The 19,703-nt window shown below is 72.1% G+C and carries 13 protein-coding genes and 1 pseudogene; 12 read left to right on the plus strand and 2 right to left on the minus strand.

Annotated elements, in window-relative coordinates; all coding sequences use genetic code 11:
• Positions 1-52: 52 nt before the first annotated feature.
• Genes CP975_RS09735 through CP975_RS09765 form a run of 7 tightly spaced genes read left to right on the plus strand, consistent with a single transcriptional unit; the run spans position 53 to position 9,003 of the window.
• Positions 53-3,175: an alpha-N-acetylglucosaminidase gene (locus tag CP975_RS09735; RefSeq protein ID WP_150476760.1), complete on the plus strand. Its 3,123-nt coding sequence runs from the start codon at positions 53-55 to the stop codon at positions 3,173-3,175.
• Between the two features lie 40 nt (positions 3,176-3,215).
• A complete protein-coding gene (locus CP975_RS09740; protein ID WP_199783065.1) occupies positions 3,216-3,719 on the plus strand; it encodes a tetratricopeptide repeat protein in 504 nt (167 codons plus the stop codon).
• Positions 3,720-3,766: 47 nt separating this feature from the next.
• On the plus strand, positions 3,767-5,677 hold the full coding sequence (locus tag CP975_RS09745) for a hypothetical protein (protein WP_055532195.1): 1,911 nt from the start codon (positions 3,767-3,769) through the stop codon (positions 5,675-5,677).
• A 54-nt stretch (positions 5,678-5,731) separates the two neighbouring features.
• On the plus strand, positions 5,732-6,634 hold the full coding sequence (locus CP975_RS09750; protein WP_055532162.1) for a metal-dependent hydrolase: 903 nt from the start codon (positions 5,732-5,734) through the stop codon (positions 6,632-6,634).
• A gap of 1 nt (position 6,635) precedes the next feature.
• Positions 6,636-7,703, plus strand: coding sequence for a PDR/VanB family oxidoreductase (locus CP975_RS09755; protein ID WP_055532164.1), 1,068 nt, complete (start codon positions 6,636-6,638; stop codon positions 7,701-7,703).
• Between the two features lie 56 nt (positions 7,704-7,759).
• A complete protein-coding gene (locus CP975_RS09760) occupies positions 7,760-8,482 on the plus strand; it encodes a TetR/AcrR family transcriptional regulator (RefSeq protein WP_150476761.1) in 723 nt (240 codons plus the stop codon).
• Complete coding sequence (locus CP975_RS09765; protein WP_055532168.1) at positions 8,479-9,003, plus strand: GNAT family N-acetyltransferase; 525 nt, start codon at positions 8,479-8,481, stop codon at positions 9,001-9,003. The genes CP975_RS09760 and CP975_RS09765 overlap by 4 nt, the downstream gene beginning before the upstream one ends.
• On the opposite strand, the gene CP975_RS09770 is transcribed toward CP975_RS09765, so the two are convergent.
• Both CP975_RS09770 and pulA read right to left on the minus strand, forming a co-directional pair.
• On the minus strand, positions 9,000-10,634 hold the full coding sequence (locus CP975_RS09770; protein WP_055532170.1) for a fused response regulator/phosphatase: 1,635 nt from the start codon (positions 10,632-10,634) through the stop codon (positions 9,000-9,002). The two genes, CP975_RS09765 and CP975_RS09770, sit on opposite strands and share 4 nt — an antisense overlap.
• Positions 10,635-10,700: 66 nt before the next feature.
• Positions 10,701-13,325: pseudogene (gene pulA, locus CP975_RS09775) on the minus strand (pullulanase-type alpha-1,6-glucosidase); the annotation flags it as partial.
• Positions 13,326-13,693: 368 nt separating this feature from the next.
• Between pulA and CP975_RS09780 the strand changes: the two are divergent.
• From CP975_RS09780 to CP975_RS09800, 5 genes are all read left to right on the plus strand, one after another.
• Positions 13,694-14,989, plus strand: a complete 1,296-nt coding sequence (locus tag CP975_RS09780) for an extracellular solute-binding protein (protein ID WP_055532172.1) — start codon at positions 13,694-13,696, stop codon at positions 14,987-14,989.
• A gap of 62 nt (positions 14,990-15,051) precedes the next feature.
• Positions 15,052-15,930, plus strand: a complete 879-nt coding sequence (locus CP975_RS09785) for a carbohydrate ABC transporter permease (RefSeq protein ID WP_051819795.1) — start codon at positions 15,052-15,054, stop codon at positions 15,928-15,930.
• 14 nt (positions 15,931-15,944) lie between these two features.
• A complete protein-coding gene (locus tag CP975_RS09790) occupies positions 15,945-16,856 on the plus strand; it encodes a sugar ABC transporter permease (RefSeq protein WP_055532180.1) in 912 nt (303 codons plus the stop codon).
• 43 nt (positions 16,857-16,899) lie between these two features.
• Positions 16,900-18,552, plus strand: coding sequence for a glycoside hydrolase family 13 protein (locus tag CP975_RS09795; RefSeq protein ID WP_055532182.1), 1,653 nt, complete (start codon positions 16,900-16,902; stop codon positions 18,550-18,552).
• A 25-nt stretch (positions 18,553-18,577) separates the two neighbouring features.
• Positions 18,578-19,603, plus strand: a complete 1,026-nt coding sequence (locus CP975_RS09800; protein WP_281292820.1) for a LacI family DNA-binding transcriptional regulator — start codon at positions 18,578-18,580, stop codon at positions 19,601-19,603.
• Positions 19,604-19,703: the final 100 nt, after the last annotated feature.

Genomic DNA, 19,703 nt, shown 5'->3' on the forward strand with positions numbered 1-19,703 from the left:
GAGTCGGCCACGCGGCTACCGTGCGCCGCAGCCTTCACCTCAGGGGGTACACATGTCCGAACCGTCCCGACGTTCCGTACTCAACGCCGCCGGCGCCCTCGGGCTCGGCGCCGCCGCGGGCGGGGTCCCGCTGTCGGCCCACGCCACCGAGGGGCCCGCGCAGGCCCCGGCCTTCGATACGGATTCCGCGCGCTCGGCACTCAACAGACTCCTCCCGCGTCACGCGGAGCAGTTCCGGCTCAGACTCCGCCCCGCACCCGGACGCGAGGACCGCTTCCGGGTCACCGGGGCGACCGGGCGGATCGAGGTGTCCGGCACGACGCCGGGTGTGCTGCTCACCGGCGTCCACTGGTATCTGAAGTACGTCTGCGGCACCCACATCACCTGGAACGGCAGCCAGTCGGTCCTGCCGCGCAGGCTGCCCGCCCCCGCGCGGCCGCTGGAGCGGTCCACCTCGCTGCCGCACCGGTTCGCCCTGAACGACACCAACGACGGGTACACCGCGCCGTACGCCGACTGGACGTACTGGGAGCGGATGATCGACGTACTCGCCCTGCACGGATGCAACGAAGTCCTGGTGGTGGCGGGAGCCGAGGCCGTCTATCACCGGGTCCTGAAGGAGTTCGGCTACTCCGACGCCGAGGCCAGGGCGTGGCTGCCCGCGCCCTCGCACCAGCCGTGGTGGCTGCTCCAGAACCTCTCCGGGTACGGAGGACCACTGAGCGAGCACCTCATATCCGACCGCGCCGAGTTGGGGCGCAGGATCTGCGACCGGCTGCGCTCACTCGGCATCGCGCCCGTACTGCCCGGCTACTACGGACACGTCCCCGACGGCTTCGTCGAGCGCAACGGCGGGGACGCGCGGGTGATCCCCCAGGGCATCTGGCACGGCTTCCAGCGGCCCGACTGGCTGGACCCCCGCACCACGGCCTTCGCGAGGGTCGCCGCCTCCTTCTACCGCCACCAGGAACAACTCCTCGGTCCCGCCGACCTGTTCAAGATGGACCTGCTGCACGAGGGCGGCACCCCCGGTGACGTGCCCGTGCCCGCCGCCGCCCGGGGCGTGGAGGCCGCCTTGCGCGCCGCGCGGCCCGGCGCGACCTGGGTGATCCTCGGCTGGGAGGCCAATCCGCTGCCCGCGCTGCTCGACGCCGTCGACAAGAAGCGGATGCTGATCGTCGACGGCGTCTCGGACCGGTACACGAGCGTCACCGACCGCGAGAAGGACTGGGGCGGCACGCCCTACGCCTTCGGCACCATCCCCAACTTCGGCGGGCGCACGACGATCGGCGCCCGCACCCACCTGTGGAACGAGAAGTTCTTCGCCTGGCGCGACAAGGCGGGCAGCGCGCTGGTGGGGACCGCCTTCATGCCGGAGGCCACCGACCGGGACCCGGCCGCCTTCGAGCTGTTCTCCGAACTGGCCTGGGTCGAGGGCCCTTTGGACCGGGCCTCGTGGTTCTCCTCGTACGCGGACTTCCGCTACGGCGGGCGTGACCGGGACGCGCGGGCCGCCTGGCGGGCGCTGCACGACACCGCCTACCGGCACACCGCCGTGGAGCGCAGCGACCCCCACGACTCCCTGTTCGCCGCCCGCCCCGACCTCGCGGCGAACCGCGCCGCCGAGTACGCGCCGCGCGCCCTGACCTACGACCCGGCCCGCTTCGACGCCGCGCTCACCGGGCTGCTCGGCGTGGCGGGCGCGCTGCGGAGCAGCGCCGCCTACCGGTACGACCTGGTGGACGTGGCCCGCCAGGCACTCGCGCACCGCGGCCGCCAGCTCCTGCCGCAGCTGCGGACGGCGTACCGGCGCGAGGACCAGGAGGCATTCCGTGCCCTCTCGACGCTGTGGCTGCGGCTGATGCGGCTCTCGGACGAGGTCACCGGAACCCACACCGCCTTCCTCCTCGGCCCCTGGATCGAGGCCGCCCGGCGGATGGGGACGACCGACGCCGAGCGCGCCGAGTTCGAGCGGACCGCCAAGGTGCTGATCACCGTGTGGGGCGGGCGTGCCACGGCCGACGGCGGCAGGCTCCACGAGTACGGCAACCGCGAGTGGCACGGGCTGATGAGCGACTTCTACGTGCCCCGGTGGCAGCGGTGGCTCGACGAGCTGGCGGACGCGCTGGCCGCGGGACGCGAGCCGAAGCCGGTCGACTGGTTCGCCGTGGAGGAGCCCTGGACGCGGGAGCGCGAGGACTATCCGCTGCGGCCGGTCGGCGATCCGTACCGCATCGCCTCACGGGTGCGCGGCATCCTCGCGCGGGCGCCCTACCAGGGGTCCGTGGAGGTCACCGCGGAGCCGCCCGCCTTCCCGCCGGGCGGCCACGCGCGCGTGACGGCCGCCTTCCGCAACGTCAACGGGCTGCGCGCCACCGGCCGCGTCGACTTCGCGTTGACCGGCATCGAGGCGGAGCCCACCGGACCGGTGTCCCTGCCGCGGGTCGCCCCCGCGGGCACCGGCAAGGTCACCTGGCGGGCCAGTGCGCCGGACACGCCCCTGGACCGGCCGCTGCGTCCGCTGCCGTACGAGATCGCCGTGCGGTACGGGCCGGCGGGCGAGCGGCGGGTGCGGCACGTCCACGAAGGCACCCTGTTCGAGGCGGCGCCGGTGAGCGGTGACTGGCGGACGTACTCCGGCAACGCCGCCGTATTCGGGGAGCTGGACGGGCGGTACGCGATCGACGGGGGCGGGGCCGACCTGTGGAAGGGCACCGCCGAGTTCGGCACGCTCTACCGGGCGGGGGCGCTGCGCGACGGCGTCTCGGTGACGGTACGGGTCGACGCGCAGGCGCCCACGGGGCCCTGGGCGCGGGCGGGCATCATCGCCCGCGACGCGCTGGCCACGCCGGGCTCGCGGGGGTTCGTGAACCTCGCCGTCACCCCGGCCAACGGCGTCGTGCTCTCGTACGACAGCAATGGTGACGGCACGCTGGACACGTACAAGAGGATCATGGGTGTCAAGGCGCCTGTGCTGCTGCGCCTGGCGCGTGCCGGGGGCTCCTTCACGGGCGCCTGTTCCACGGACGGCGGCGACACCTGGCGGACGGTGGCGACGGTGGCCGTGCCGGGCGCGGCCGCCGCACAGGACGTGGGGATGTTCATGAGCGCGACGAACGGGGGCGACGAGGGGCGCGGGACGGCCGAGTTCAGCGGATGGACGGTGACGTCGTAAAGGTGTGTTCTGTGGGGCACGTGTGTGCGAAGGTGAGGTCATGAACGCGGACTGGGAACAGCGGGTGGCCGAGGTCTGGAACTCCTTCGAGGCGTACGAGGAGGACCGCGCCGCGGAGTTCCGCGCGCTGATCGACGAGTTGGCCGCGGAGCTGCCCGAGGGCGACCCCCTCGGCCTCTTCGAGCGGGCCTGCGCCTTCGACTCCACCGGGTACTCCGACCGGGCCGTGCCGCTGTACCAGGAAGCCCTGGACCGCGGTCTCGGCGGCTCCCACAAGCAGCGCGCCGTCATCCAACTCGCCAGCTCGCTGCGGAACGTGGGCCGCGCGGAGGAGGGCGTCGCGCTGCTCACACCGGAACTGGTCGGGCCGTCGAACGAGCTGGACGACGCCGTCCGGTCCGTCCTGGCGCTGTGTCTGGCGGACCTCGGCCGTGAGCGCGAGGGGCTCGCCCTGGTACTCGGCGCCCTCGCTCCCCATCTGCCCCGCTACCAGCGCTCGATGGCCCATTACGCCCGCGCCCTCGTGGAGCCCGTGCCCTCTTGAGGTGACCAACCGACGATTCGCTCGTTCTGCTGAACGTGTCGTCGAATGTGCAGTCTCAGCCTTCGCAGTCCCCGAGCGCCAGCGGCCCCGCCCCCGTCCTCGACGTGGAGCAGGCCGAGGCCGCCCTCGTCGAGCACTATCCGCGGCTCGTCCGGCTGGCCTATCTGGTGCTGCCACCGAGCCTCGGCCGCAACCGCCGGGTCCTGACCGCGCACGCCCTCACGCAGCGCGCCCTGCCACGCGGCCGCACGTCGGGCGCCTCGGCGGCCATCCCCGCGCAGCAGGGCGGCGCACACCTGCGGGATCCCGGATACGCGTACGTACGTCTCCGGGTCCTGCGCGGCGCCCTCGACGCCGGGCTGCCGCTGACCTGGAAGGCCCTGCCCAGGCGGGCGCAGCTGCCCCCGCTGCTGCCCCAGGTCCGGGGGCTGCGGCTCTTCCCGCGCTCGGGCGGCGCCGACGAACTCGCCCTCGACCAGAGCCTGGCCAAGCTGTCGGGCGCCGCCCGCGCCGCCTACGTCCTGCGCGGCCTGGAGGGCCTCGACGACTCCGGGGTGCGCTCGGTGCTGACGGCCGCCGGGTGCGACGACGCGGACGACGCCCTCGAAGAGGCCGACGAGGTCGAGGCGCGCTACGCCCTGCTCGCCTCCCCCGAGTTCGACCCCTGCTCCCTCCAGGCCAGGCCGACCGACCTGATGCGGCGCAGGCAGCACATGAAGGCCGCCGGAGTCGCGGCCCTCGCCACACTCGTGTGCGGGGCGCTCCTCGGCCTGCCCGGCGAGGGCTGGGGGCCCGACGGCGCCGCCGCTCCCCCGTACGCGCGCAACCCCGCCGCTCAAGCCGCGCTCGATCCGGGGCAGTTGACGGTGGCCACGGCCAGCGCGTGGAAACGTTCCGCCCGCACCGACTTCTCCGTGTGGCCCGCGCGCGGCAACCTCGTCGGCGACAGGGATCTGCTGCGCCGCGCCCTCGCCGTCTGGGCCAGGCCCGGTGAGACCGTCCAGGTGTCGGCCACCCCCGGCACGCCCTCGGGGGCGCCCCCCGGGCCCGCCCAGCTGCTCTTCGCGGGCGAGGTCGACGCCGCGCGCGTCGTCCTGTTCCACGACGGTCTGCGCATCGTGCGCTACGCCGAGCCGAAGGAGGGCACGAGCGGCGCCGCGCTGGACTTCGCGCGCGTGGACGGCGCGAGCGGCCCCGAGGCGAGCGCCGTCGTCGTCAACCGCACGGACGGCAACATCCGCTATCTGACGGCGCCGTGGGTCAAGGCCGCCGCGGTCCGCGACCTGCTGAAGCCCGCGGGAAAGGCGGCCCCGCTGCACCGTGACAAGGACGGCGTCACCGACCCGTTCGCCGGCCCCGCGCCGACCGGGCGGTGCACCTCCTGGAACGCGCTGCGGCTGCGCGACGACACCGGCGTGGTGGGGACCTCGACCGACCTCGGCGAGCTGACCCCCGCCCGGCTGACCGCGGGCCGCCCCGAGGCGCCGCGCGAGGCCGGGCCCGCGGACTGGGCGAAGTCCGCCTGCTCCCTCGCGTCGGTGCGCTCCCACGGCGTGCGGTCCGTGAACGCCTGGGCGTACGCCCGGCAGACCCTACCCGAGGCCAACGGCGCCGCCCAGTGGGTCTGCACGCGGGCCGAGACCTGGCGGGGCGGCGGCAGCCGGTCCTTCGCCCAGTTCGAGACGGCCGGCGGGCCCGCGGGCGCCGTGGCCGCCAAGGCCGAGGACACCCCCGCGTGCGGCGCCCGCGACCCCAAGGTCCTCGCGGGCGTCCTGTGGAAGTCCCAGGGCGGCAACTGGTACCTCCTGGGCGCGGGCAGCAAGGACGTCGCGTCCCTCACCACGTCCGCCGGCGACCGGGTCCAGGGCAACGTCATCGCGGTCAGGACGGAGCGCACCGCCCGCGCGCGCCTGAGCGGCACCCTGGCGGACGGCACGAAGGTGTCGACGCTGCGCTAGATTCCCTTCGCGCACCCCTGTACCACCCGGCCTACCCATCAGTACATTGACGCCATGTCTAACACGGCGTCCGAGCGAATACCGCTCAAGGCTCGCAACGTCTCCTTCTCCTGGGAGGACACCCCGCTCCACTGGCTCCCGGGCGACCCGTTCACCACGCACACCATCAACGTGCTGCATCTGCTGCTGCCCGCCGGCGAGCGCTGGTTCGTGCACGTCTACAAGCAGGTCCTGCCGTACATCAAGGACGAGCGGCTGCGCGAGGACGTCATCGGGTTCATCGGCCAGGAGGCGATGCACGCGCAGGCACACGACGAGGTCCTGCCGCACCTCAAGGAGCGGGGCCTCGACCCGACGCCGTACACCGCGCAGGTCGACTGGCTCTTCGAGAAGCTGCTCGGGGACCGGACCCTGCCACCGGGCAGGGCGCGCCACTGGTGGCTGATGGAGCGCGTCGCGATGATCGCCGCCATCGAGCACTACACCGCCTTCCTCGGCAACTGGATCCTCAACGCCGAGGAGCTGGACCGCAGGGGCGCCGACCCGACCATGCTGGACCTGCTGCGCTGGCACGGCGCCGAGGAGGTCGAGCACCGCTCCGTGGCCTTCGAGCTGTTCATGCACGTCGACGGCGGCTACCGGCGCCGCGCGCGGACCTGGGCGACCGCCTTCACCGCCCTGGTCTTCCTCTGGCAGCGCGGGGCGCGGTTCTTCATGGCGAACGACCCTACGCTCGTCCACGGCAGGGCGAGCCTGAGGGACCTCCACCGCAGCGGGCGGGCGGGCACGCTGCCGACGGCCGGCGACATGATCCGCTCCATCCCGCGCTATCTGAGCCGCGGCTACCACCCCTCCCAGGAGGGCAGCACCGAACAGGCCGTGGCCTACCTCGCCTCCTCACCGGCCGCCACCGCGGCCGAGAAGGCCGCCGCCCACCGGTCGAACGGGGGCGTCTGACATGCCCCGCGTCCGCACCCTCGCCCTCGTCGCGGGCGGTGCCGTGCTCGCCCGGCGGGCACTGCGCCGCCGCATCGCGTCCTCCCCGCTGTGGCCGCTGCCCGCCCTGGAGGAGCCGGTCTCGGGGCGGCCGCGCTCCCGGGCGCTGCGGCTGCGCGTCGCACGGCACGAGCGGGTCGCCGAAGGCGTCGTCCAACTCCGTCTGGAGGGCACGGGCTTGCCGCCGTGGACGCCGGGCGCCCACCTCGACCTGGTCCTCCCCTCGGGGCTCGTACGGCAGTACTCGCTCTGCGGCGACCCCGAGGACTCCTCCTCGTACACCGTCGCGACCCGGCTGATCACCGCCGAGCAGGGCGGCAGGGGCGGCTCGCGCGAGGTGCACGAGCTGCGCGAGGGCACCGAGGTCGAGGTGCGGGGGCCGCGCAACCGCTTCCCGCTCGCCACCGCCCCGTCGTACGCCTTCGTGGCCGGGGGCATCGGGATCACCCCGATCCTGCCGATGCTGCGGGCCGTCGAGGCCTCGGGGGTGCCGTGGCGGCTGCTGTACGCAGGGCGTTCGTGCGCCACGATGCCGTTCCTCGACGAGGTCGAGAAGCTCGGCGCGGGGCGTGCGGGGCGGGTCACCGTCGCCGCCGAGGACGCGGACGGGCTGCCGGACGTGGCGGCTTTCCTCAGCGGGGCGGCCGAGGGCGCCGCCGTCCACGTATGCGGGCCGGAAGGGCTGATGGAGGCGGTCACCGCCGCGCTGCCCGCCGGGTGTTCGCTGCATCTGGAGCGGTTCTCGCCCCGCCTCTCCACCGAGGGCGACGCCGCCTTCGAGGTCGAGCTGCGGCGCAGCGGGCGCACGGTGGCGGTCGCCGCGGACAGCACGGTGCTTGCCGCGGTCCGCGCCGAGCTGCCGGACACGGCGTACTCCTGCGAGCAGGGTTTCTGCGGAACGTGCCAACAGCGCGTCCTGGAAGGGGAGATAGACCACCGCGACGAGTTGCTCACGGACGCCGAGCGGGCCGCCTCCATGCTCATCTGCGTCTCGCGGGCGCACGGCGAGCGGCTGGTGCTCGATCTGTGAAGTCCCGTGGCGCACCGGCCCGTCGAGAGGCCGGATCTGCTCGGTAAGGTGTTCGTATGACAACCGGGGTGCGCCGCAGGATGGGCGTCGAGGAGCGTCGGCAGCAGTTGATCGGGGTCGCGCTCGACCTCTTCAGCCACCGCTCGCCCGACGACGTCTCCATCGACGAGATAGCAGCGGCCGCGGGCATCTCGCGCCCGCTGGTCTACCACTACTTCCCCGGCAAACTCAGCCTGTACGAGGCGGCGTTGCGGCGAGCGGCCGAGGACCTCGCCGAGCGGTTCGTGGAGCCGCGCGAGGGGCCGCTCGGGGCCCGGCTGCTGCGGGTGATGGGCCGCTTCCTGTCCTTCGTCGACGAGCACGGGCCCGGTTTCTCCGCGCTGATGCGGGGCGGCCCCGCTGTCTCCGCGGGCGGCGCGTGCTCGGTGGAGACGGCGTCGGCCTCGGCGACGAACGCGCTGATCGACTCGGTGCGGCAGGCGGCGTACGACCAGATCCTCGCGCACCTCGGGGTCACCGAACCGCCCGCGCGGCTGGAGCTGGTGGTGCGGTCGTGGATCTCCCTCGCCGAGTCCACGGCGCTGCTCTGGCTGGACGGGCGCCGCATCCCGCGCGCGGAGCTTGAGCTGCAACTGGTGCACGACTTCGCGGCGCTCACCGCGGTGAGCGCCGCGTACGACGAGGAGATGGCGGAGCTGCTGCGCGGCATCCTGGCCACGGAGCCGGCCGACGGTCCGTTCGCCGAGCTGATCGGCCGGCTGATGGAGCTGGCGCGGTGACGGCCCTGTTGACCGTGCGCGGTGCGCGCGAGGGCGACGTGGCGACCCTCACCGGCCTCTACGACGGCGCGGCCCGCTGGATGCGGGAGCGCGGCATCGACCAGTGGAAGCCGGGCGACAAGGACGAGCGGCACTTCCGGCGGCTGATCACCTCAGGTGTGGAGGAGGTGTGGCTCGCCCAGGAAGGGGGCGAGGTCGTCGGGGCGTACGAGATCTGGTGGGACGACGAGGCCGCCTGGGGCGTGACCGAGCCGGTCGCGGGCTATGTGCACCGGCTGATGGTGCGGCGCGGGGCGCGGCCGGGGACGGGTCGGGCGATGCTCGCACGGGCCGAGCGGCGCATCGCCGAGGCGGGGCGCGAGCTGGCCCGGCTGGACTGTGTTTCGGCCAATCCGCGGCTGCGCGTCTACTACGAGGACGCCGGATACACGGTCGTCGGGGAGCTGCCGGGGAAGGCCGCCGCGGACGGGAGCACGTACGGCGTGACCCTTCTGGAGAAGCGGCTCACCGGGGTGGGCTAGCGGTTTCCCGTCAGGCCGAGGACGAGGAGTGCGATGTCGTCGTCCCTGTCGTGGCCGAAGCAGGCGAGCAGGGTGTCGCAGAGGGACGTGACGCCCCCCGGCGCGTTGGCGGCGGCGGTGCGCAGCTGCTCCATGGAGACCGCGAGGTCGACGCCGCGGGTCTCGATGAGGCCGTCGGTGACCATGAGGAGCCGGTCGGTGGGGCGCAGCAGCACTTCGGTCGGCTTGGGTCTGTCGAGGCCGAGGCCGAGCAGCGGGCCGCACGCCTCCAGGTAGGTGGCGACGCCCGAGTCGCTGACGATGAGCGGCGGGATGTGCCCGGCGTTCGAGACGCGGGTGCGCCCGGTGGCGGGGTCGACGACCGCCAGGCAGAGGGTGGCCGTCACGTCGGGGTGGTAGCGCTGGAGCATCTTGTCGAGGCGGTGGGCGAGCACCCGGGGGTCGGATTCGTCGACGCAGTAGGCGCGCAGGGCGTGCCGGACCTCGACCATCACGGTGGCGGCGCCGAGGGAGTGGCCGACGACGTCGCCGATGGCGGTGAGGACGCCCGCGGAGGTGGGCAGCGCGGCGTAGAAGTCGCCGCCGATCTCCGTGTCGCTGGAGGCGGGTTCGTAGCGCACGACGACTTCGGTGCCGGGCACCTGGGGCACGTGCGCGGGCAGGAAGCTGCGCTGGAGGGTGAGGGCGATGTGACGTTCCATCTCGTACATGAGCAGGCGCTCCGCGGCCAGCGCGGTGGCGTGGGCGAGCCGCCCCACGAGCCGTCCGGTGTCCGGCGAGGTCCCTTGGGCGTACGAGGGCGTGGCGAGGCAGACGGGCGCGCAGCCCTCGCGGCTGCGGGCCAGGGCGAGCCGGGCGCCCTCGGGGCCTCCGGTGCCGCCGGGCGGCTCGGGCTGGAAGAAGCCGGGCGGCCACAGCGGGGCGGGTGCGAAGGTGCTGCGTACGCCGACGTGGCCCGACATGATGCGCAGGACGAGGCGCGCCACCGCATCGTGCGCGCCGTCGTCGGGCAGGGAGGCGCTCGCCCTGCGCCGGGACAGGCCGCGGTGCATCGCGCCGTCGTCACCGAGGATGAACGCGGCGGCGGGGCCGTGGGTGAGGCGGTCGGTGCCCGCGGCGGCGGCGTCGGCCAGCTCGCGCGGGCAGCGGGCGGACTGCACGTCGAGGATGGTCTCGGCGAGCCGTGTCAGATGCCCGGCCTGCGCTTCGGCGTCGCTGCGGTGGCGGGCGCCGCGGGCGACGGCCCGGACGACGGCCTGGATCTCCTCCGGTTCCGCGGGCACCGTCAGATAGGCCTCGCCGCCCGCGTCGAGGCCGCGGCACCGGTCGGCGGGGGCGACGCGGGCCGCCGAGAAGTGCACGACGGGCACGAGGGCGGTCTGGGGTGACTCCTTGAGGCGGCGGCACAGCTCGAAGCCGCTCATGTCGGGCAGGCCCACGTCGATGAGCGCCACGTCGGGCAGGTCGCCCGCGCGGTGGCGCGCGTCGAGCTCGACGAGGGCTTCGCCCGCGCTGGCGGCGAGGATGACGCGATGGCCGTCCCGGCGCAGGACAGCGCCCAGCGCGTATCGACTGGCGGCCGTGTCGTCGACCACCAGGATCGTGGTGTCTGCCTTGCCGTTGGCGCTCAAGCGGGCCCCTCAGGGGCAGGTCGATGGGGCAGGCCTCCCGCGGGCCTGCCCGACCAAGTTAGCGCCCTAACGCGCGCTTCGGGAGAAGACCGCGACGGTCCGACCGGGAACGGTGAAGATCCCGGAACTCGACTCATACGATGCGGATTTCACGCTACGATCTGCGCCTTTCGCCTGAACGGGGTGCAGTCGGTACTTGATTCCCGCCGCGTCCCGGACCTGCTGCTCGCGGGTCTCGGGGGTGGCGTTGAACACCACGACGAGGTCGTCGGCGCGCAGGGTGATGACGCCGGGCGTCTCGGCGCGGCCCGACAGGGGGAAGGAGAGCGTCCGCTGCACCTGGTCGGCGGTGCGCTGCCCGAACGCCGGTTCGGTCGTACGGATCCTCAGCAGATCCCGGTACGCCGCCGAGGTCGCCTCGATGTCGCGGCAGCCGACGCCGACGGACGTCAACAGGGGCTTTCCGTAAGCCCATTTGGACTTGTTGTCGGCGGCCGGGGGCAGGCCGCGCCCGAAGCCGTTGCCGTCGCGGCAGTCCCAGTGCAGGGCGTTGAACCAGTCGCCGCTGTCGTAGGAGTTGCGGTCCAGGGACTTGGAGCGCAGCCGGTCGGTGCCCGCCTGGGAGAGGGCGGGGCCCTGGGAGAGCGCCGCGGTCGCCATCGCGAGGACCTGCATGCGCGAACGGTCGGCGGGGGTCATGGACGGGGGCAGTTTGAAGGCGAGGGCGTCGAAGAGGGTTTCGTTGTCGTGCGCGTCGGCGTAGGCCAGGGCGTCGCCGGGGGCGGCCGCGTAGCCCGCGGGCGCGCCGTTGTAGTCGACGTCGGAGCCCTTGACGCGGCGGCCCGCGGAGTCGGTGAAGGTGTAGTCGGCGAGGTTGCCGGTGAGGCCGACCTTGATCAGGTCCTGGTAGTGCAGGAGCCGGGCCTTCTGCTCGGCCGGGGTGCCGTTGGCCTCTGAGGGGTTGGGGTCGGTGTACAGACCGCTGGCGAAGCCCTGGGCGCCGGGGTCGTCGTCGAAGGGGCCGCCGCCGCGCACCGCGTCGCGGGCCCGGTCGGAGAAGGTGGCGATGCCGGTACCGGCCATGTTCTTCTGGGTGGCCTGGACGAAGCGGGCGTCGTCGGCGGCCTCGCCGAAGTCCCAGCCCTCGCCGTAGAGGATGATCCGCTTGCCGTCGACGCCGTCCTTCTCGGGCGTGAGCGCGTCCAGGGCCGCGCGGACGGCGAGGATGTTGGCCTTGGGGTGGTGGCCCATCAGGTCGAAACGGAAGCCGTCGACCTTGTACTGCCTGGCCCAGGTGACCAGGGAGTCGACGACGAGCTTGCCCATCATGGCGTTCTCGGGCGCGGTGTTCGCGCAGCAGGTGGAGGTCGCGACGGTGCCGTCGGCGAGGAGGCGGTGGTAGTAGCCGGGCACGATCCTGTCGAGTACGGACTTGGGGTCCTGGCCGCTCGCCGCCGTGTGGTTGTAGACGACGTCCATGACGACGCGCAGCCCGTCGCGGTTGAGCGCCTGGACCATCTCCCGGAACTCGACGGTGCGCCGGGTCCCGTCGGGGTCGGTGGCGTACGACCCCTCGGGCACCGTGTAGTGGAAGGGGTCGTAGCCCCAGTTGTAGGCGTCGTCGGCGGCGAAGGAGGCCACGCACTCCTGCTGCTTGTCGGAGTCGGCGGCGAAGGAGGCGAGGTCGCAGGCGGGGCGCTGCTGGTCGGCCCTGCGCTCGGGGACGGTCGCGATGTCGAAGGCGGGCAGGAGATGGACGTACGACGTTCCGGCCCGCGCGAGCTTCCTCAGGTGCCGTGAGCCCTTGCTGCGGGTGCCGGTGAAGGCGCGGTAGGTGCCGCGGTGGCGGGCCTTCGCGGTGCGGTCGGTGGCGGAGAAGTCCCGGATGTGCAGTTCCTGGATCTGCGCGTTCCGCAGCGGTACGGCCTTCGGCTTCTTCAGGGACGCCCAGCCCTCGGGCGCGAGCCGCTTGGCGCCGAGGTCGACCGCGATGCTGCGGGTGGAGTCGGCGGTCAGGGCGAGCGAGTAGGGGTCGGTGACCTTGTTGGTGACGACCGCGCGGGCGCTCGGGGACCAGACCTTGACGGCGAAGCGGTAGTTCTCGCCGCTCCAGCGGCCGGGTCCGGTGGCGGACCAGACGCCGCTCGCGCCGTCGCGCCGCATCGGCAGGTGCTCGCCGCCGAGTTCGAGGGCGACGGACTGGGCGGTGGGGGCCCACACGGAGAGGGTGACCCTGCCCTCACGGAAGACCGGGCCGAGCGCGGCCTTCGTGGCGCGGGCGGCGTAGAGGTCGTCGAGGACGCCCTGGGTCTGGACACCGGTGGCGGTGGCGAGGGTGCCGTCGGACTCGTGCCGGGTGAGGATCACCTGGCCGGTGAGGTCCTCGGCGGTGTGCTCGCGGTCGCGGGGGACGACTTCGTACGCCGCGTACCGCGCGAGGTGCGGGAACTTGGCGCGCTGGGCGGCGGAGAGGCCGCCGGGGACCTTGCGGAGGGCCGACTCCCGTCCGGTGCCGGTGAGTTCGCCGTCCTCGACGGCGAGCTTCCCGTCCTGGTCGGAGACGAGCCGGGTGGTGGTGCCCGCGGCCCCGCCGTCGTCCTTGACGGCGACGGTGGTGCGGTCGATCCACTGGGCCGTCGACTTCGTCAGGTCGAGGGGGCCGGTGTCGGGGGGCGGTGCCGCCCCGGCCGGTATCGCGGTACAGAGGGCCGCGACGAGCGCGAGGACGGTGCCGGTTGCCGCGACATTGCGGCGCCTGAGCTGGTTTGCCATGACGGGGGAACGTACCGTCGGTGCTGGCTTGCAGCAAGAGCTTGCAGTGAAGGCCTGCGAGATCCGACAAGTGCGGATCGTTGTGGGCCGGTCGCGCAGTTCCCCGCGCCCCTGGCGGGGCGTCACACGACGCCCCGTCGGCCCTGTACCCCACCCTCCCGAAGAAGAAGCCAGAAAGTGCCCTGCAAAGTCTTCCGCAAAGCCTTGCAAGACTGTTAACTTCCTGCCAGCCCGGCAGCCGTCGATGGGACGGACGGCCCAGCGGGTCCATCCCTCAGGAGTTCACTATGCGACGTGGCATATCGATCGCCGCCGCGGTCTGCGCCCTTGCGCTCACCGCCACCGCCTGCGGCAGCGACGACGACGAAGGCTCGAACGGCAAGGCGAAGGACGCCAAGGACATCTCGGGCTCCCTCACCTACTGGGACACCTCGGACGCCACGACCGAGGCGCCGGTCTACAAGAAGCTGATCGCCGACTTCGAGGACAAGTACCCGAAGATCGACGTCAACTACGAGAACATCGAGTTCGCGTCCATCGAGCAGAAGTTCAAGTCGGCCGCGAAGACCGGCAAGGGCGCCCCCGACGTGATGCGCGCCGACGTCGGCCTCATCCCCGAGTACGCCTCGCTGCACTACATCGCCCCGCTGGACGGCACCCTCGCCCTCAAGGGCGGCACGGAGGACTTCACCGAGGGCCCGCTGAACACCACGAAGTACCAGGGCAAGACGTACGGCGTCCCGTCGGTCACCGACACCCTCGGGATCCTCTACAACAAGAAGCTCTTCAAGAAGGCGGGCGTCGAGAAGGCGCCCACCACCTGGGACGAGTTCATCGAGACGTCGAAGACCATCAAGAAGAAGACCGGCGTCGAGGGCACCTACCTCAACCCCGACTCCTACTTCCTGCTGCCCTTCCTCTACGGCGAGGGCACCGACCTCGCCGACACGAGGACGAAGAAGATCACGATCAACTCGCCGGAGGCCGTCAAGGCCGTCACCACGGCGAAGAAGGTCTACGACCAGGCGTCCGCGAAGGTCGACTTCGCCAACGCCTACGACAACATGCAGACCTCGTTCAAGAACGGCGAGGTCGCCATGCTCATCCAGGGCCCCTGGTCGGTCACCGACGACCTGTCGGGCAAGGCCTTCAAGGGCGACGAGGGCAACCTCGGCTTCGCCCCGGTCCCGGCCGGCTCCACCGGCAAGCCGCAGGCCCCCACCGGCGGCCACGACCTCACCGTCTACCAGGGCTCGAAGAACCTGGACGCCGCCTACCTCTTCACCCAGTTCATGACCTCGTCGAAGAGCCAGCAGAAGATCGCCGCCGAGACCGCGACGCTGCCGACCCGCGAGTCCGCGTACACCCCCGAGGTGACCAAGGACGCCCGCATCAAGGGCTTCCACCCGATCATGAAGTCCGCGCGGCCGCGCGTGGCGCTCCCCCAGGTCGGCAGCCTCTTCACCCCGCTGGTGCAGCAGTACACCAAGATCCTCCAGGGTGACGTCTCCGTGAAGTCCGGCCTCGACGCCGCCGCCAAGGACTTCAAGAAGCTGCTCCCCGGCTACACCATCAGCAGCTGAGGCAGGCACAGTTGATCACCGCGCTTCGCCACTCCTGGCAGAAGTACTGGTACGCGTGGGCGATGGTGGCTCCGGTCGTCATCGTCCTCGCCGTACTGGTCCTGTATCCGCTGGGCTACGGCTTCTACCTCTCGCTCACCAACGCCAACGAGGCGAACGTGGCGCGGGACATCGGGGCCTTCCACGCCCCCGCGACGTACGAGATGGTCGGGCTCGACAACTACTGGTCGATCCTCTCGGGCGCGGACGGCGACTTCTATCCGCGCCTGACCTGGACGATCGTATGGACCGTGTCCTGCGTCGCCCTGCACATCGCGATCGGCATGGGCCTCGCGCTCCTGCTCAACCGCAAGATGCGCGCCAAGCTGCTCTACCGCGCCCTGCTCATCCTGCCGTGGGCGGTCCCCGCCTTCGTCGGCGTCTTCGCCTGGCGCCTGATGCTCAACTCGCAGTACGGCGTCTTCAACGAGATGATCACGGCCGTCGGTCTGCCCGCCCAGAACTGGCTGGCGACGCCGTTCGCCCAGAAGGTCGCCGTGATCATGGTGAACGTCTGGATCGGCGTCCCCTTCAACATGGTGGCGCTCCTCGGCGGACTCCAGTCCATCCCCAAGGAGCTGTACGAGGCCTCGGAGATGGACGGCGCCTCCCCCTGGCAGCGCTTCGTGAACGTCACGCTGCCCGGCCTGCGCCCGGTCACCAACACCGTGGTGCTGCTCGGCTGCATCTGGACGTTCAACATGTTCGCGGTGATCTATCTGCTGCTCGGCCAGAACACCACCGGTGAGGCGGACATCCTCGTGACCTTCGCCTTCCGCAAGGCGTTCACCGGAGTGTCCGACTACTCCGGCGCAGCCACCTACGGAATCGTGATCCTCGCCCTCCTCCTCGCCTTCTCGACCTTCTACCGCCGCCGCCAGCTCAAGACCGAGCAGGCCTGAGGGGGCCCGTCACCATGACCTCAGCAACCACCCACTCCCCGGCCACCACCGGGGCCCTCGCCAAGACCCCGGCGCGGCCGCGGGCGAAGAAGGTCCGGGGCCGCGAGGAGCGCTCGACGCTCGCCTCCGTCGCGCTGCACGGCACGCTGATCCTGGCGAGCCTGGTCGCCTCGTTCCCCGTCGTGTGGATCGTCTTCATCTCGCTGGGCCCGAAGACGGCCTGGCAGAGCCCGGGCGAGGTGCTCGGCAACCTGAGCCTCGACAACTACGCCAAGGTCCTCACCGACACCGACTTCCCGCAGTGGTTCGGCGCCTCGGTGATCGTCGCGGGCGGCACCACCCTGCTCGGCGTCTTCCTCGCGGCGACCGCGGGCTACGCGGTCTCCCGGATGCGGTTCCCCGGCCACCGGCAGCTGATGTGGAGCTTCCTGGTCACCCAGATGTTCCCGATGGCCGTCCTGATCGTGCCGCTCTACGAACTCCTGGCCCGCTTCGACCTGATCGACAACTACCTGGGGCTCATCCTCACGTACGCGACGACCGCGGTCCCCTTCTGCGCCTGGATGATGAAGGGCTACTTCGACACCATCCCGCACGAGATCGACGAGGCGGGGCGCGTCGACGGCCTCACCCCCTTCGGCACCTTCTGGCGGCTCATCGTGCCGCTCGCCAAGCCGGGCCTCGCGGTGACGGCGTTCTACAGCTTCCTCACCGCGTGGGGCGAGGTCGCCTACGCCTCCCAGTTCATGGGAGCGGACCATTACACCCTCGCCGTAGGAATCCGTACCTTCGCCACCGAATCACGCGCAGACTGGGCCATGATGACCGCCGCCTCGGTGATCATCCTGATTCCGGCCACGCTCGTCTTCCTCGTGGTCCAGCGCAATCTGGTGTCGGGCCTGACGGCCGGCGGCACCAAGTCCTGACCCGCCACCATCCCGGCCACTCCCCGCACTCCTAAGGGACTTCATGACCCAGCACGTCACCGCCGCGCCCGCCCTCACCGACTCCGTGCCCACCAGGGAGTGGTGGCGGGACGCGGTCATCTACCAGGTCTACCCGCGCAGCTTCGCCGACGGGAACGGCGACGGCATGGGTGATCTGCCCGGCATCACGGCCCGCCTGCCGCACCTGCGCGACCTGGGCGTGGACGCCGTCTGGCTCTCCCCCTTCTACGCCTCCCCGCAGGCCGACGCCGGTTACGACGTGGCGGACTACCGCGCCGTGGACCCCATGTTCGGCACCCTCACCGACGCCGACGACCTCGTACGCGAAGCGCACTCGCTGGGTCTGCGCGTCATCGTCGACGTGGTGCCCAACCACTGCTCCGACCAGCACGAGTGGTTCAAGCAGGCGCTGCGCGAGGGCCCCGGATCACCGCTGCGCGACCGCTTCCACTTCCGCCCCGGAAAGGGCACCGAGGGCGAACTGCCGCCCAACGACTGGGAGTCCATCTTCGGCGGCCCCGCCTGGACCCGCGTCGAGGACGGCTCCTGGTACCTCCACCTCTTCGCGCCCGAGCAGCCCGACTTCAACTGGGACCACCCGGCGGTCAAGGACGAGTTCCGCTCCATCCTGCGCTTCTGGCTCGACCTCGGCATCGACGGCTTCCGCATCGACGTGGCACACGGCCTGGTCAAGGCGGCGGGCCTGCCGGACATCGGCCACGAGGAGCAGGTCAAGCTGCTCGGCAGCCAGGCCGTGCCCTACTTCGACCAGGACGGCGTGCACGAGATCTACCGCGACTGGCGCAAGATCCTCGCGGAGTACACCCGCGAGGACGGCACCGAGCGCATCGCCGTCGCCGAGGCGTGGACCCCGACCGTCGAGCGCAGCGCCCTGTACCTGCGCCCCGACGAGCTGCACCAGGCCTTCAACTTCGAGTACCTGACCACCGACTGGGACGCCGAGGCGCTGCGCGGCGTCATCGACCGCTCCCTCGCCGCGATGAACTCCGTGGACGCCCCCGCCACCTGGGTGCTCTCCAACCACGACGTCGTACGCCACTCGACCCGCTTCGCCGACGGTGACGAGGCCCGCGGGCTGCGCCGGGCGCGGGCGGCCACGCTGCTGATGCTGGCGCTGCCCGGCTCCGCGTACATCTACCAGGGCGAGGAGCTGGGCCTGCCCGAGGTCACCGACCTGCCGGACGAGGTGCGCCAGGATCCGGCGTTCTTCCGCTCCACCGGGCAGGACGGCACGCGCGACGGCTGCCGGGTGCCGCTGCCCTGGTCCGGGGAGCGGGCGCCGTTCGGCTTCGGCCCGGCCGAGGGCGGCCCGAGCTGGCTGCCGCAGCCGGAGTCCTGGAAGGACCTCACGGTGGAGGCGCAGACCGGCGACCCGACCTCGACGCTGGAGTTCTACCGCACCGCGCTCGCCGTGCGCCACGAGCACCCGGCGCTCGGCGCGGGCCGCGGCGTCGAGTGGCTGGACTCCCCCGAGGGCGTGCTGGCGTTCCGCCGGGTCAGCGCGGCGGGCACCTTCGTGTGCACCGTGAACCTCACCTCCGGCCCCGCCACCCTCCCCACCCCCGGCACCCTGCTCCTCGCGAGCGCGGATGTCGCCACGGGTGCCGACGAGACCGTACTGCCCGCGGATTCAACGGTCTGGTGGGCAGCCTGAGATGCGACCGGTACAGTCCAATCCTGTGACCGCACGGCTAGCCGACATCGCAGCCCAGGCGGGGGTCAGCGAAGCGACAGTAAGCCGCGTGCTCAACGGCAAGCCGGGCGTCGCGGCGGCCACCCGCCAATCCGTGCTCGCCGCGCTCGACGTGCTCGGCTACGAGCGCCCGGTGCGGCTGCGCCGGCACAGCGCGGGCCTGGTCGGGCTGATCACGCCGGAGCTGGAGAACCCGATATTCCCCGCACTCGCGCAGGTCATCGGGCAGGCCCTGACCCGGCAGGGGTACACACCGGTCCTCGCCACCCAGACCCCGGGGGGCTCCACCGAGGACGAGCTGACCGAGATGCTGGTGGACCGCGGGGTCTCCGGGATCATCTTCGTCTCGGGCCTGCACGCGGACACCTCGGCCGACATGCAGCGCTACGAACAGCTGCGGGCCCAGGGCGTGCCGTTCGTCCTGGTGGACGGCTTCTCGCCGAAGGTGCGGGCGCCGTTCATCTCGCCGGACGACCGCGCGGCGATGCGCCTCGCGGTCACGCACCTGGTCTCCCTCGGCCATACGCGCATCGGGCTGGCCCTCGGCCCCAAGCGGTTCGTGCCCGTGCAGCGGAAGATCGAGGGTTTCGTACGCACGATGCAGGACCGGTTCGGCCTCTCGCCCGAGGAGATCGAGGCGGACCTCGTCCAGCACTCCCTCTACACCCTGGAGGGCGACCAGGCCGCCGCGGCGGCGCTGATGGACCGCGGCTGCACGGCGATAGCGTGCGCCAGCGACATGATGGCGCTCGGGGCGATACGGGCGGCCCGCCAGCGCGGCCTGGAGGTGCCGGACGACGTCTCGGTGGTCGGCTTCGACGACTCCCCGCTGATCGCCTTCACCGACCCGCCCCTGACCACGGTCCGCAAGCCGGTGCCCGCGATGGGTCAGGCGGCGGTGCGCACCCTCCTGGAGGAGATCGGCGGGACCCCCGCCCCGCAGAGCGAATTCGTCTTCATGCCGGAGCTGGTGGTTCGCGGTTCAACCGCCTCGGCGCCCAGGCGCCCCTAGGGGAACGTCCGTATCGCGGACTCGTCCTTCCGGTGTAGAGAATGCGGTCCTGACCCGACCAGGGGATGATCGGTCGGGGGCGGGGATCTGGCAGACTCTG

The sequence above is a fragment of the Streptomyces alboniger genome, assembly GCF_008704395.1.
In the GTDB taxonomy this organism is placed as follows: domain Bacteria; phylum Actinomycetota; class Actinomycetes; order Streptomycetales; family Streptomycetaceae; genus Streptomyces; species Streptomyces alboniger.

Excerpts from the sequence above, each read along its gene's own strand:
- CP975_RS09755 (WP_055532164.1), top strand. The coding sequence starts at position 6,636 with ATGCCCCGCGTCCGCACCCTCGCCCTCGTCGCGGGCGGTGCCGTGCTC.
- CP975_RS09790 (WP_055532180.1), top strand. The coding sequence starts at position 15,945 with ATGACCTCAGCAACCACCCACTCCCCGGCCACCACCGGGGCCCTCGCC.
- CP975_RS09785 (WP_051819795.1), top strand. The coding sequence starts at position 15,052 with ATGGTGGCTCCGGTCGTCATCGTCCTCGCCGTACTGGTCCTGTATCCG.
- CP975_RS09780 (WP_055532172.1), top strand. The coding sequence starts at position 13,694 with ATGCGACGTGGCATATCGATCGCCGCCGCGGTCTGCGCCCTTGCGCTC.
- CP975_RS09795 (WP_055532182.1), top strand. The coding sequence starts at position 16,900 with ATGACCCAGCACGTCACCGCCGCGCCCGCCCTCACCGACTCCGTGCCC.
- CP975_RS09750 (WP_055532162.1), top strand. The coding sequence starts at position 5,732 with ATGTCTAACACGGCGTCCGAGCGAATACCGCTCAAGGCTCGCAACGTC.
- CP975_RS09735 (WP_150476760.1), top strand. The coding sequence starts at position 53 with ATGTCCGAACCGTCCCGACGTTCCGTACTCAACGCCGCCGGCGCCCTC.
- CP975_RS09740 (WP_199783065.1), top strand. The coding sequence starts at position 3,216 with ATGAACGCGGACTGGGAACAGCGGGTGGCCGAGGTCTGGAACTCCTTC.
- CP975_RS09760 (WP_150476761.1), top strand. The coding sequence starts at position 7,760 with ATGACAACCGGGGTGCGCCGCAGGATGGGCGTCGAGGAGCGTCGGCAG.